The organism is Faecalibacterium sp. BIOML-A1 (assembly GCF_009679715.1).
GTDB classification, from domain to species: Bacteria; Bacillota; Clostridia; order Oscillospirales; family Ruminococcaceae; genus Faecalibacterium; species Faecalibacterium taiwanense.
In genome coordinates this window covers 59,526-73,265 of record NZ_WKZJ01000001.1, presented here as the reverse complement: position 1 = coordinate 73,265, position 13,740 = coordinate 59,526, and the positions used below count along the sequence as shown (strand labels likewise).

14 protein-coding genes and 1 pseudogene are annotated in these 13,740 nt (G+C 57.5%); 2 read left to right on the top strand and 13 right to left on the bottom strand.

Annotated features, from left to right (window positions below):
• Positions 1-61 precede the first annotated feature (61 nt).
• The 6 genes from GKG36_RS14730 to GKG36_RS00370 all read right to left on the bottom strand — a co-directional run bounded on the left by GKG36_RS14730 (position 62) and on the right by GKG36_RS00370 (position 3,655).
• On the bottom strand, positions 62-532 hold the full coding sequence (locus tag GKG36_RS14730; protein ID WP_243139133.1) for a hypothetical protein: 471 nt from the start codon (positions 530-532) through the stop codon (positions 62-64).
• A gap of 630 nt (positions 533-1,162) precedes the next feature.
• Positions 1,163-1,681: an O-acetyl-ADP-ribose deacetylase gene (locus GKG36_RS00390; RefSeq protein WP_154258529.1), complete on the bottom strand. Its 519-nt coding sequence runs from the start codon at positions 1,679-1,681 to the stop codon at positions 1,163-1,165.
• 10 nt (positions 1,682-1,691) lie between these two features.
• On the bottom strand, positions 1,692-2,219 hold the full coding sequence (locus tag GKG36_RS00385; protein ID WP_154258527.1) for an isochorismatase family protein: 528 nt from the start codon (positions 2,217-2,219) through the stop codon (positions 1,692-1,694).
• 114 nt (positions 2,220-2,333) lie between these two features.
• Complete coding sequence (locus GKG36_RS00380) at positions 2,334-2,495, bottom strand: HFLK protein (protein ID WP_154258525.1); 162 nt, start codon at positions 2,493-2,495, stop codon at positions 2,334-2,336.
• A gap of 254 nt (positions 2,496-2,749) precedes the next feature.
• The gene (locus GKG36_RS00375) at positions 2,750-3,388 is read right to left on the bottom strand and encodes a DUF6198 family protein (protein ID WP_097771470.1); all 639 of its coding nucleotides are present in this window, start codon (positions 3,386-3,388) and stop codon (positions 2,750-2,752) included.
• A gap of 102 nt (positions 3,389-3,490) precedes the next feature.
• Positions 3,491-3,655, bottom strand: coding sequence for a GTP-binding protein (locus GKG36_RS00370; protein WP_223451049.1), 165 nt, complete (start codon positions 3,653-3,655; stop codon positions 3,491-3,493).
• 160 nt (positions 3,656-3,815) lie between these two features.
• Between GKG36_RS00370 and GKG36_RS00365 the strand changes: the two are divergent.
• Together GKG36_RS00365 and GKG36_RS00360 are read left to right on the top strand one after the other, a co-directional pair.
• Positions 3,816-4,136 (top strand): annotated as a pseudogene (locus tag GKG36_RS00365) (recombinase family protein); the annotation flags it as partial.
• Positions 4,137-4,338: 202 nt separating this feature from the next.
• Positions 4,339-5,040: a sigma-70 family RNA polymerase sigma factor gene (locus GKG36_RS00360; protein ID WP_243145064.1), complete on the top strand. Its 702-nt coding sequence runs from the start codon at positions 4,339-4,341 to the stop codon at positions 5,038-5,040.
• A gap of 28 nt (positions 5,041-5,068) precedes the next feature.
• On the opposite strand, the gene GKG36_RS00355 is transcribed toward GKG36_RS00360, so the two are convergent.
• The 7 genes from GKG36_RS00355 to GKG36_RS00325 form a co-directional block, all read right to left on the bottom strand.
• Positions 5,069-5,683, bottom strand: coding sequence for a DUF4093 domain-containing protein (locus GKG36_RS00355; protein WP_097774702.1), 615 nt, complete (start codon positions 5,681-5,683; stop codon positions 5,069-5,071).
• Entirely contained in the window at positions 5,680-6,708 is a 1,029-nt protein-coding gene (gene holA / locus GKG36_RS00350; RefSeq protein WP_005946275.1) for a DNA polymerase III subunit delta, read from the bottom strand. Before holA ends, GKG36_RS00355 begins: the two co-directional genes overlap by 4 nt.
• Positions 6,709-6,773: 65 nt before the next feature.
• The gene (locus GKG36_RS00345) at positions 6,774-8,822 is read right to left on the bottom strand and encodes a ComEC/Rec2 family competence protein (RefSeq protein ID WP_243139096.1); all 2,049 of its coding nucleotides are present in this window, start codon (positions 8,820-8,822) and stop codon (positions 6,774-6,776) included.
• Between the two features lie 69 nt (positions 8,823-8,891).
• Positions 8,892-9,431: a phosphoribosyltransferase family protein gene (locus GKG36_RS00340; protein WP_005946272.1), complete on the bottom strand. Its 540-nt coding sequence runs from the start codon at positions 9,429-9,431 to the stop codon at positions 8,892-8,894.
• Positions 9,432-9,457: 26 nt separating this feature from the next.
• A complete protein-coding gene (locus GKG36_RS00335; protein ID WP_005946271.1) occupies positions 9,458-9,790 on the bottom strand; it encodes a histidine triad nucleotide-binding protein in 333 nt (110 codons plus the stop codon).
• 145 nt (positions 9,791-9,935) lie between these two features.
• Positions 9,936-12,599, bottom strand: a complete 2,664-nt coding sequence (gene alaS / locus GKG36_RS00330) for an alanine--tRNA ligase (RefSeq protein ID WP_154258521.1) — start codon at positions 12,597-12,599, stop codon at positions 9,936-9,938.
• A 423-nt stretch (positions 12,600-13,022) separates the two neighbouring features.
• Entirely contained in the window at positions 13,023-13,739 is a 717-nt protein-coding gene (locus GKG36_RS00325) for a hypothetical protein (protein ID WP_154258519.1), read from the bottom strand.
• Position 13,740 lies beyond the last annotated feature (1 nt).

Here is a 13,740-nt window from a genome sequence, read left to right as displayed (position 1 = left end):
GCTGGAGCAATTGGGGCTTCAGCCTTATTTTCAATCCAATAGCTGCGGTTGTGCAGCTATTTCAATACAAAATCCTTGAAACGTGATGTTCCTGCTTGCCCAGATACAGCTCCACGATCATTCGTCCGTTTTCGGTGTTGCAGAGGTCCTCTTTGCAATAGCCGCAGAGCTTTCCGTCCGCCTGTGCCACATAGCGGCGCAGCGGCTGCTGAAGCTCCTGCGGGATGCTGCTCCATGGAATGACATAGCTCATGCCCGTATCCCCCACATCCACGATACAGGCCCGTTCACTGTCCTCATCGGACAAAATCAGGTTCACCAGAAACACATCCGCAAACGGTGCCCCCTGATACTCTGCCTTTTGCCGTCTGCGCTCCGTCCGAAGCTCATCCAGCGCTTGATTCAGGTCATTCTCAGGCAGTGTGGATTTATACAGCAGGATATGCAGTTTCTGCTCCGCCGCTTCACTGTCATTCTGACCGTTGGCCGAGAGTTCTACATCTGCATGGATGGCGCAAATTTGTTTCTGCATCGCAGTGCGCAGAGTTTCCAGTTTCTGCTGCCGTTCTGCTTCCAATTGCTGTGCGGACTTTTGATGTACTTCTTTGGCTTCTGACTGTTGCGCAGCATGCTCCTGCTTGGGCTCTGGCTTAGGCTTTGACCATTCGCTGTGCTTTTCTGCGTCAGCCTCCGAAACGTTTTGCCCTAGTACAGTCGGCACCGACACGCTTTTGGCACCGCTTTGTGCTGCCGATGCTTTCTGTGCCGCAGAAGGACGCTCCGTTCTCTTTGGTTTTACCGACCACATTGCACCTGTGCCCGTGTTTTTCGCTTCCGGCCTTGGTGTTTTCACTTCAGGAGCAGAATTCTTGACACTTGCCGGTCGAGCCTGTGTCTGCATCTGCCAGAAATCGCCGCCGGTGCGCTGATAATAGGACGTCTCCGCTCGTTTCCGGCTGCTGCGCACACCTTCACAGATCCACGAAAAAATCAGGTAGCGCTCCAATGTGTTCCAAAAGCTGCTGCGCCGATGGTAGGGTTTATGCCGTCCACGGGACGCATACACAATCACTGACAAGCATCCGAAGAACAGAAAACCTGCCGCAAAACCGATCCCTGTAAACAGCTTTTTGAAAAAGCCCATCTCTCACACCTCTTCCGGTTACAGCCTTGCCTGATACACCCGCTCCGTCCGGGCATCAAAGCAGCAGAAAATCACCTGCATGGCGTAATCCGCATGATCTTCCAGCCACTGCGCCACCGTTTTAACTGCAATCGCTGTGGCATCCTCCAGCGGGTAGCCATACACACCGGTCGAAATTGCCGGGAACGCAATGCTGTGGACGTCATGCTCTTTGGCAAGGTCCAGCGAATTGCGGTAACAGTCCGCCAGCTGCGCGGCATCCTCTGCTGTGCCGGAATAAATCGGCCCCACTGTATGAATGATATACTTTGCTTTCAACCGGTAGCCCTTAGTGATTTTTGCTTCTCCGGTGCGGCAGCCGTGCAGCGTGCGACACTCCGCCAACAATTCCGGCCCTGCTGCCCGGTGGATGGCACCATCCACACCGCCGCCACCCAGCAGACTGCGATTGGCCGCATTCACGATGCCGTCACAGTCCAGTTTGGTAATATCACCCTGCACCACTTGAATCTGATTTTTTACTTTTTCAGAAATCATTGTAAACACCTCACTTTTTGAGCAGCTCCAGCGCCTTGTCCATGGGCACACAATCGGCATAGCGGTCCGGCCAGAGGAATTCATTGTAATAGTGGTAGCTCTGCTCCCCTGTCATGTACTCGTTGTCCTGCGTGGAATTTGCATAGGCAGGAACGATCATGTGCAGGCCATGCTCAAAGCCCGCCTCCACCGTTGCATTGATGCAGAAGTCGGTCATGATACCGCAGACCATCACATCTTTTTCGCCCTTTTCCGTCAGATATTCCAGCAGGCCGCTTTCTTTTTTGAACGCACTGCATACAGTCTTGACGAACCGTTTTTCAGTCAGCAGTGGCGCAAACCCGGAATAGACCTCGAATTCATCGTCCCCGATGGAGAAACCGGTGCCGGGCCCATCGTCATGCTGGACATAGACGACCTCGATTCCCTGTTCGCGGGCAGTCCGGATTAGTTTTCTGATGTTGCTGACAAACGTTTCAAACGCGTACAGGCGTTCATCCACGATACCTTTTTGTGTATCCACAATCAGTAAAACCATGTGTAAGCCCTCCTGTTTTTCTTTGATTTCATGCTATCATAGACCGCCGTTTTCTACAAGCAGATTCGAAAAATCCCCACAGGGAAAACCTGTGTTTCACCTGCAGGGATTGATTCAGCCATCCAAGACGATCAGGATCAGCACCACAACCACTGCAATAGCGATCAGGCAGCCGCATCCGCTGCCGTCCCCGCCGCCACCGCCATTGTTGTTGTGGTTTCCGCCGCCACCACCGCCGCCGGACGAACCGCCGAAGTTGCGGTTGAACGCCGTCATGTACTGGGCATAAGCTGCATCTGTCTGGCGATCCTATTCGTGATCCTTGGAATCGGCATCAACCTGTGACAGTGCATTTCTCACATCCCTATTTACTTCTTCCAAAGCCTGTCTGATGGGTTTGTTATGGCTTCCCATCGCCGCAGCAGTCCACAGGCGGTTTTGAAAGATAAATCTCCTTCATTTTCATTTTCTGCTTAACGGCAGCAATAAAAAAGACCCCCGCAGCGTATGATTTGACGCCGCGGGGTTTCTCAATTGTTCGGTTTGTATTGCAGCACCTTCTGGGAGAACGTCCGATCGAAGAACTGGATGAAGGGCCCAAGGCAGAACGCACAGATCAAGGTGCCAAGGCCCACAAGGCCACCCAGCAGCCAGCACAGCAGGGCGCTGAGCGCATCGGTGAAGATGCGACACCCGAAGTACGGGCAGGGTGTGTAGTCCCGCAGACCGAGGGAAAGGTAATCGTAGGGCGCGATGCCGAGGTCGGCGGTCTGGTAGAGCGAAGCGCCCAGCGCCGTGACCAGCACCGCCGCGATGACCCACGCCAACTGCACCGCCAGCGACGGCGCGTCGCCGAAGTGGGCGTGAATGGGGTCATAGAACGCCGTGACGATGTACCCGATGCAGATGCCGTTGACGAAGGTGCCAAGGCCGATGTACTTGCGCCCGAACCAGAATTCCAGCAGGAAAAACAGGATGTTCGTGCACAGGTTCTGGGTGCCCAGCGAGATGCCGAGCAGCTCCGCCAGCCGCATGTTCAGGGCGCTGATGGAGTCGTTGCCGAGGTGGGACTGCTTGAAAAGCGCAATGCCAAGGGCGATGATGACGATGCCCGCCACCATGCCCACCACCCGCCGGGCAGTCGGTTTGCGCAATGCGGTGCCGTTCATAGGGGATTCTCCTTTAGCGTTTCTTTTCCCCTATTATACGCCTACTTTGGGCGGGAGACAAACTATTTATGGAAAGATACAACGATATACGGGGGATCCGCCTTACCCCTTTAATCTCACCTCAATCCGTTCTTTCTCCAGCCCCTCCCCGATCACGATGAGCACTTCCTGCCCCTTGGGGATAGCGTTTGCCGTCAGGCCGTCGGCGGTGGCGTTCAGCTCCACCCAGCCGTTCTCGTCCTGTACGAAGCCTTTCGCCCGCAGCACATGGCCGCACGCGGGGTCGGTGAAGAGGGCCGGGATATTCTGTTCGAGCTGCTGGCACGAGAGGCCCAGCTCCAAAAAGTAGGCCGAACCAAAGGCCCTATGCGGTTGGCGTTACAATAGCCGCATCTACGGCCACCGGACAACAGGAAAGGAGTATCTTATGGCCAAAACTGCCGACACCATTGCCATCTATTCCCGCAAATCCCGCTACACCGGCAAGGGCGAAAGTATCGGAAATCAGATTGACCTCTGCCGCGAATATATCCACACTCACTACGGCGATGCCGCCGCGGAACATGCCGTTGTCTTTGAGGACGAGGGCTTTTCCGGCGGCAACCTGAACCGCCCGGATTTCAAAAAGATGATGACTGCGGCCAAGGACCGGAAATTCAAGGCCATTGTGGTCTACCGTCTGGACCGCATCAGCCGCAACATCAGCGACTTTTCCAGTCTGATTGAAGAACTGGGACGGCTGGGCATCAAAACAAAAACCGGGCGTTCGTTCACCCGGTTTTCCATCAAGTTTATTTTGCAGAATCCTGTCCACCTGATTGCATACAAGGACGCTTATCAGCATTTTGTGGACAACGAAGCAGCGTTGTTCTCCCCGGAGTCCGGAAAAAAGGCAAGCCCTCCTTCATAAATTACAGTAACCGTTTATGATACTATGGGGAGGGGTCGGCATGTTTTTATCTCTTCTGCAATTTTTTGCCACAAAGTTTCTGGTTCTGGCGCTTCATCTGGAAAGCGGCAGCTTTCCGCGGCCCCTCTCTGCCCGGGAAGAAACCGAAGCCTTTTCCGCACTGCGTGCCGGTGACCCTGCCGCACGGGAAAAACTGATCCGGCACAATCTGCGTCTGGTGGCACACATCGTAAAAAAATACTATGCCCTGCCCGGCGATCAGGACGACCTTATTTCCATCGGCACCATCGGCCTGATGAAAGCAGTGGATACTTTCGACTCTGCCCGTCGGGCACGCTTTTCCACCTACGCCAGCCGGTGCATTGAAAATGAGATCCGGATGCAGTTCCGCCGGAACCGCAAAACCGGCGGGACCGTCTCGCTGCAGGAAGCGCTGGAATCAGATGGTGACTCTGCGCTGACGCTGGCCGATGTGCTGCAGGACAGCTTCTGCATGGAGGACACCTGCGAAACGCAGGACGATATCCGCCGGATGCGGCAGCTGCTGGACGGCCTGCCCGCCAGGGAGCGACAGATCATTCTGCTGCGGTATGGTCTTTCCGGCCAGCCGCCGCTGACCCAGCTGGAAACTGCAAAACTGCTGGACATCAGCCGCAGCTATGTTTCCCGTCTGGAAACTCATGCGCTGGAACTTCTGCGCCAGCGGTGGGATGTTCCGGGTACAAAAACAGCGCAGAGGTGAGCGGTGCGCTCGCCCCTGCGCCATGCAGTCAGCTATCCAGAATTTTCAACTGCAGTTCGTCCAATTGTTCAAAAGTATACAGTCGATTCAGCGCTTCCACCAGCTCCTTTTTGGAAAGACGCGGCGGCAGGCCCAGCGCGTTCAGAAGCTTTGCCTTGCGCTCGGCGCTGCCCGGCCTGCCGGAAAGCCCCCACTCGTAGAGGTCGGTATAGGTGATCTGCCGTCCTTCCGGGCGGGCCGCTGCGGCACCCGCCTCAGCGCCAAGGGCATCCCGCAGCGCCTGTAGAACAATGGCATCGTCCACGCCCTCGACCCCCAGCAGGCCCTCCTTGCCGGGCTGCTCCTTGCGCTTTTCCTTGCCGTGGATCGCGGGCACGTAAGCCTGCACCACATTCTTTTCTCCCACCAGATTGGTGATGTAGGTGCGGATGCGGAAGCCTGCTGCGTCCGAATCCGTGAGCAGGATCAGGCCGTTTTTCTGCGCCAGCGCTTTGAACAGCTGCTGGCGCTTTTTGTCGCTGTAAATGCCAAAGCCATCCGTCAGCAGGATCATGGCATCGGTCAGATGGGAGAGCCGGGCCGCATCGTACTTGCCCTCCACAATGAGCACCCGGCCTGTATGGATCATTTCGTTTTCCTTCATCGTCCGCTCCCCGCCATTGCCAACCGGCACAGCGCTGTTTCCAGCAGGATCTGGTCATCGGTAGGCTGGCTTTTCAGGCTCTGGTCCAGTTCCAGCAGCACCTGCATACAGTTTTCAATCTGGCCCAGCGTGTAATGCGAGGCTGTTTCGGCCGACCGCTTGAGCCGGTAATCACTGCCCTTATAGCCAAAATCCTTGAATACCGTGCTGTAATTTTTCCGTTTTGCTGCCCCCAGCTTGACCCGGTACAGATCCACATAGCTGCCGATCATGGCCGCTGTAATGGCAATGGGCTCCTGCTGCAGGCGCAGCAAAGTCTGCAGCTTTTTGCAGGCACCTGTGGCGTTTTTGGCCGTGATCATGCGGATCATCTCGAACACGTCTGCTTCCAGACTGACCGTGCCCATTTCCGCCACCATCGCTGCCGTGACCGTCTGATACCCGGACAATGCACAGAGCTTGTCCACCTCATTTTCCAAAAGGAACGGATCCTCGCCGCAGCGCTCCAGCAGCGCCGCCGCTGCGCCGTCCGGCAGGGTGGTTTTCTGCTCCTTTGCGCGATCGATCATCATCATTTTCAGTTCAAAGGGCTTGGGCTTAGCCAATTCTTCGGTGTAGCCAAGCGCCTTGCACTGCGCGATCAGCTTCTGTGCGCGCTTGCCTGTTTTGAGCTTGCTGCGCTCCAGTTCAAACACGCTGCCCAGCACCACCACAGCATTTTCCAGACTGGAAAGGGTGCTGTTCAACTCTTCCAGATCCTTGTCACTGTAAGCTGCAGGGTCGATCTCCGGCAACACCACCACACGCCGGGTACCAAAAAATGAGATGGTGCCCGCCGCCATGATGAGCTGTTCGATCTCCGGCGCAGCTCCATCCAGAACCGTGGCATCCTCGTCGCTGTCTGCGGTCAGGATGCGGGTGATGGCCGTGACCGCCTGCCGCACCAGATACCGTTCACTGGAATAAAAATAGTAGACCGGACAGCCCTTGTCCGCCAACTGCCGGAGTTTTGTCTCGGTCGCCATGCAGGCACCTCCCTTCTCTTATGGTGTTGTTCTATTGTACCACACTCTGCACGGATTGCAAAGCATCACTCCGTTTTCAGCCCGCCGTGCCGCCGCAGGCTGATGGATGCCGCCAATTCTTTTCTGTTGTCCATCCAGTCATAGCTGCGCAGGGCCAGAACATTTTTATACTGCACAGCATCCGGCTTTGCAGGGGATGCCAGCAGCCACTGCACTGTGACCTGTTTTGCCAGTTCTACAGTTCCATTGACCACGGCAAACTGCCGGTTGCCCACAGTCAGCCGCACAAGACAGCCATTCCGGGTGCGCAGCATTTCCACCAGAGCCGGTGTGCACCGCAGCTTTTGTGCTGTGTTCACCGCCATTTCTGCTGCCGGAAGTGTCCGCTCTGCTTCCAGTGTACAGGCCGTTTTAGGGTTTGTGCGCAGGTCTGCCACAAGCTCCACAGTCTGCACGCCCCGCCGGGCAAGCTGGTTTTCCACTGCGTTCTGGGCAGAAGCTCCGCCCCGGAACAGCACCATGGCGGTATCGTTCTGGGTGACGACCACTGCCGGCGCGTTGGCGCTGCCTACAAGGTCGATGTGCACCACATCCTGGCTGAGAGCATTGCCCAGCCCGATGGAAACAGCTGCCGCCAGCAGGATGCATGGCCCTGCCACCCGCAGCCGTACCCGCCAGTGGAACGCCAGCCAGCACAACAGGATCAGCACCAGACACACGATGGCTGCATAGGCCGTATCGAAGTAGATTCCCGCGCCCGGTTTTGCAGAGATCCAGACGGCCCAGCGGTCGAGCAGGCCGGTCAACGCCGCAGACGCTGCGGACAGCACCCCATACAGCGGAGCAAGAGCGGGCACCAGGCCGGCAAAGGCCGTGCCAAGGCCCAGCAGCATCATGGGCTGGATGAGCCACAGCACCGCCACACTGGATGCCACCGCATAAATGCTCACACTCAGCCCGCGCAGCACCAGCACCGGGAATGTGGCCACCGAAGCACAAAACGAGATGCAAATGCTTTCCGCAAGGCCCCAAAGACGTTCCGGCAGTTTGAAATACCATGGGCGCTTCACCGGATTTTTCGCGTTTTTCCAGAACTGGCGGTACCACGCATCCCGGGCGCGGCGGATGCACACACCGCCTGCCACCGTGCCCATCACCGCCGCAAACGAAAGTTCAAAGCCGATATCGCACACTGCGTAGCTGTTGCCTGCGGTCATAACGATACCTGCCACCGCCAGAGAGGTAAGGGTATCCGGCGGGCCGTACAGCCACACACCCAGTGCACCGACCCAGACCGCCACTGCGGCGCGGCATACCGAGGGTGTGAAGCCTGTCACGCCCATCAGCAAAAAGGCCAGCAGACTTCGGAATACCGCCCGGCGTCTGCGCCTGCGGTAGCTCTGCTCCCACTCGTAGGGCAGGAGTGTGCTGAGGATATCACCGCACAAAATGGACACATGCATTCCGCTTACCACCAGCACATGGGCAAGACCCGCGCCCCGGTAGGCGCTGCGCATGGCCGAAGACAGATAACTCCGGTCGCCGGTAGTCATGGCAGCCAGCACACCGCCGGTCTTGCCGTCCATACGGCGGCGCAGCGACGCACTGAGCCTTTGCTGCAGGCGGTGGGTGCGGGCGCGGAAGCTGCCGCTTTCGCCCAGAACTGTAAGCTCCGGCCCGTCCTCGTCCATTTCCGCCTGCAGAGCGATGCCGTCCGCGTACAGGCTGACCCGGCTTCCGGATGCCGGGGCCGACAGTATAAATCTTCCCTGCACCCTTTCCCCGGCTTTGCACTCCGGCAAAGCACTGCACTCCACCCGGAAGGATGCCGCGCTGCCGTTCACTTTCTCTACATGCAAAACCGCATCCACGATACCGGGATCGTAGGAATCCGCCGTGCTTTCCACCTCTGCGGTCAGCACCAGTGGACGGCCTGCATATTGCACCCGGATGCGCTCCAGCCGGTTTGCCGTGTGCAGCACCGATGCCATACCCACAGCAGCACCCAGCAGGATGCAGAGCGCTGCTTTGCGGGCAGCATCAAAGATGCACAGCACCAGACAAACGGCAACAAAAAATGCCGCAAACGGCACAAAAAGTTCCGTTTGCGGCAAAAAAACGCACACTAACTCCACACCCAGCATTCCAGCGCAGAAAACGCAGAGCGGGCGTCGCATTGCAGCTTAGTGGAAGAACAGAGGCAGCGGCTCCAGGAAGATGATATCCTTGCGCTCAGCTGCATCGCCCTCGGCCAGAACAGCGGCCTGGCCCACAATGGTGCACTGGGTCTGCTCAGCCAGCGCGTCCAGAGCCTTGAGCGAACCGCCAGTGGAAATGACATCGTCCACCACCAGAACGCGCTTGCCGCTCATCTTGTCCAGCTCCTTGCGGTCGATGACCAGCTTCTGCTTGCCTGCGGTGGTAATGGACTGATCCTCCACCACCACGGGGTCGGTCATATACAGCTTTTCGCCCTTGCGTGCGCAGACGTAGGGCTTGCCGCTCTGGCGGCTCATCTCGTGTGCCAGAGGGATGCCCTTGGCCTCGGCGGTCAGCAGGATATCAAAATCCGGGCACTTCTTCAGCAGTTCAGCGGCAGCAGCCACGGTCAGCTCGGCATCACCCAGCATGATAAAAGCAGCAATGTCCATGTGGTCATTCACCTTGCAGATGGTCAGCTCACGGGTCAGGCCTGCAACGTGCAGAGTATAGGTCTCAGCCATAATTCAACGCTCCCTTTTTATTGGAATCAGACAGGCAGCTTTTCGCCGCCCAGAACATGGAAATGCAGATGTTTCACGGTCTGGCCTGCGTCCTCGCCAACATTGGAGATGACGCGGTAGCCGTTGTTCAGGCCCTGCTCTGCAGCCAGCTTTGCGATCACTGCAAAGATATGGCCCAGCAGTGCGCCGTCCTCTTCGGTCAGCGCAGCGGCAGAGACAATGTGCTTTTTGGGCACCACCAGAAAGTGCACCTTGGCCTGCGGGTTGATGTCGTAAAACGCCACCACCTGCTCGTCCTCGTACAGCTTCTTGGAGGGGATTTTCCCCTCCGCGATCATACAGAACAGACAATCTTCCATGGGAAACAACTCCTTCCTGATATTTTATAAACGTCCCCGCCCTCTCAGGCCGCTTTGCGTCCAGCTCTCCCAAAGAGAGAGCCCTTGGCAAAACCATAAACTTTGGCAGCGCGTCAGCGCTGACGGAGAGGGCGAACCCGTTTTCTTATTCGCCCAGAGCCTTCTTGACGATGGCGCCGACAGCAGCCAGAGCTTCGTCGATCTTGGTCTCATCCTTCAGGCCGGCCATTGCAAAGTCCGGCTTGCCGCCGCCCTTGCCGCCGGCAATGGCAGCGATCTCCTTGACCAGAGCACCGGCCTTCAGGCCCTTTTCCTGTGCCTGTTTGGTCACAGTGACAGCCATGGTGATCTTATCCTCAGCCTTGCCCACCAGAACCGCCACAGCGGGCTTCACAGCCTTGTCGCGGACGGTATCGCACATGCCGCGCAAGGTGTCGCCGGTGGTACCGGTGAAGTATGCAGAAGCGATCTTCACGCCGCCGATCTCTTCGGCATTGTCAAACAGGCTGGTCACCTTGGAAGCGGCGACCTGTGCCTTGATCTCTTCCAGCTCCTTGGCCAGAGCCTTGTTCTCAGCCATCACGGCCTCGGCACGGACGGGCAGAGCGGTCACGTTGTTTGCCTTCAGGGTGTTTGCCACGGTATGCAGCATAGCCTCCTGCAGGTTTGCACGGATCAGCAGGTTGCGGCCGGTGACAGCCTCGATGCGGCGGATGCCCGCAGCAACGGAGGCCTCGCTCACGATCTTGAAGCCGCCGATCTGGGCGGTGTTCTTCACGTGGGTGCCGCCGCAGAACTCGGTAGACCAACCCTCGATGTCCACAACACGCACGACCTTGCCGTACTTTTCGCCGAACAGAGCCATTGCACCCAGCTTCTTGGCTTCCTCAATGGGCATTTCCCGGACGGTGACGTTCATGGACTCGTAGATTTTATCGTTCACGATCTTCTGCACGCGGGCCAGCTCCTCGGGAGTGACAGCGCTGAAGTGGGTAAAGTCGAAGTGAGTGATCTCTGCATCCTGATAGGAGCCTGCCTGATGGACGTGGTCGCCCAGCACTTCACGCAGCGCTGCCTGCAGCAGATGGGTGGCGGTGTGGTTGCGGGCAATGGCCATGCGGTATTCCTTGTCCACCTGAGCGTTCAGATGGTCGCCCACCTTCACGATGCCGCTCTCCAGCACGCAGGTGTGGACGTAGTAGCCCTTGGGGGTCTTCTTCACATCCAGCACGCGCAGGCTGCAGTCGGCGCTGTTCAGCATGCCGTGGTCCGCAGCCTGACCGCCCATCTCAGCGTAGAAGGGAGTCTTATCCAGAACCACCAGCACGCCGTCCTTTGCTTCCTCGTCGGTAGCAATGGCATCGGTCAGGGTCTCCTCGTCGCTCAGGGCCACCACAACGCCGGTGTCGTTCAGGGTCTCGTAGCCGGTAAAGACGGTGGGCTCTGCATCCAGCGCACCGAACAGATCCTCGCTCCAGCCGGAGATGTTCTTCTTCAGGCGCTCTGCACGGGCACGCTCCTTCTGCTTGGTCATTTCGGCGTGGAAGCCTTCCTCGTCGATCTCAATACCCTGCTCCGCAGCGATCTCCTTGGTCAGATCCAGCGGGAAACCGAAGGTATCGTTCAGCTTGAACACATCCAGACCCTTCAGCAGGTGCTCATGTGCCTTTTCCAGACCGTCGATCATGTTGTTCAGGATGTTCATGCCGGCATCAATGGTGCGGGCAAAGTTTGCCTCCTCGGTGCCGATGACCTTCTTGATATAAGCATCGTGCTCGCGCAGCTCGGGGTATGCGCTCTCGCTGGACTGGATGACAGTCTCCACCAGCTCCACCAGGAACGGGCGGGTGATGCCCAGCATACGGCCATGGCGGGCAGCACGGCGCAGCAGGCGGCGCAGCACATAGCCGCGGCCCTCGTTGGAAGGCAGGATGCCATCGGACACCATGAAGGTGCAGCTGCGGATGTGGTCGGTGATGACACGGATGGAGATATCGGTCTTGTCGTCCTCGCCGTAGGTCTTGTTGGCAATGTGCTCTACATGGTGCAGCACGCTCTGCACGGTGTCAACCTCAAACAGGTTGCCCACGCCCTGCATCACGCAGGCCAGACGCTCCAGACCCATGCCGGTATCAATGTTGGGGCGTGCCAGACGCTCGTAGTGGCCCTTGCCGTCGGCATCGAACTGACTGAACACCAGATTCCAGATCTCCATATAGCGGTCGCAGTCGCAGCCCACGCCGCAGGTCGGCTTGCCGCAGCCGTACTCGGGGCCGCGGTCAAAGTAGATCTCGGAGCAGGGGCCGCACGGGCCGGAGCCATGCTCCCAGAAGTTGTCTTCCTTGCCCAGACGCACCATGTGGTCGGGGGCGATGCCCACCTTCTTGGTCCAGATATCGTAAGCCTCGTCGTCCTCTTCGTACACAGAGATGTGCAGGCGGTCCTTCGGAATGGCCATCCACTCGTCGGAAGTCAGGAACTCCCATGCCCAGGGAATGACCTCTTCTTTGAAGTAATCCTGGAAGGAGAAGTTGCCCAGCATTTCAAAGAAGGTGCCGTGGCGGGCAGTGATGCCAACACGCTCGATATCCGGGGTGCGGATACACTTCTGGCAGGTGGTCACGCGATGACGGGGCGGCTCTTCCTGAGCCAGAAACCACTTTTTCATGGGGGCCATGCCGCTGTTGATCAGCAGCAGGCTGGGGTCGTTCTTGGGCACCAGCGGGAAGCTGTCCAGACGCAGGTGGCCCTTGCTCTCAAAGAAGCTCAGGTACTTTTCACGCAGTTCATTCAAACCGGTCCATTGCATAGGTTTTCTCTCCTCAATCGTCTTTGGCGCTTGTGCGCCGTTTTTATGCTGTTATGGCAGAGGGGCGGCACGGTGAAAAAACAAAAAACAGCCCCATCCCAAAAGGGACGAGGCTGCCTGTAAACTGCTCCGTGGTACCACCCAAATTGCAAAGGATAAAATGTGTCCCCTGCCGCTTTCGGCGCATTAACGCTGCGCAGCGTCCGGTTTACATTCGCCGGAAGCTCCGGGGTGGCGCGAAATGATCCCGACCGGAGCACCTTACAGCCGTGGGCGCTCTCTCTGGACGGTGGTGTGTGCATTTCTGACCCCATCATTGCCATCTGTCATAATTTTACATTCCGCAAAGCAGACACAATGCCCCTTTGCGTACAGCTAAATTATAGCATACGCAAAACGTTTGTCAACGGTTTTGAGCAAAATTTACGGCACCCAGATGCGGCGCACCTCCAGCACCTTGCCGCCCTGCACCACCAGCGTGGTATTATAGGTGGTCCAGTTATCGGGGTCTGCATTGATCGCTGCTGCCACCGCATCCGCGCCCGTAGTCTCCACGGCTTCGGCCTGCGGGTCGGCAGAACTGTCCTTCAGCACTACATCCTCTGCCAGCGGCATCGTCTTTTCTCCCATCTCGTAATAGAGTGGGTAATCGTCAAAGGTCATCGTCCGGTAGGTGTCATCATCCTCCAGCTTCAAGTCCAGTCCGCCGGGCTGCTCCATGCCGCCGTTGATGCTTACAAGATGGTATTCGTCATTTTTTTCGATGCTCGTCACCGCATCGTTCACGACCTGATTCCATGCCGCACCCTCTTCGTGGAAGGCGATCTTATCGCCGACAGCAAGCTTTTCAATCTCCTCTTTCTTATAAATGTCGTAGCCGAACACCTTTGCAGTCAATTTACCGTTCTGCACACCGGAGGTAATGGAGGCAGAAACAAATGTGGTGGTCTGCGTGTCATCAAGGTCATCCAGTGTCCATGTCCGCAGATTGATCGGTTCCGTAACGCCTTCTTCTGCCACATGGGACGAGGCCGGCACTGCACTGGATGCGGGGGTGCTGGCGGGGGTGCCGGAGCCGCCGCAGGCCGTCAATGCGATGCCCGCAGCCAGAACAGCCAGAATCTTATATTTCAGGTTCATA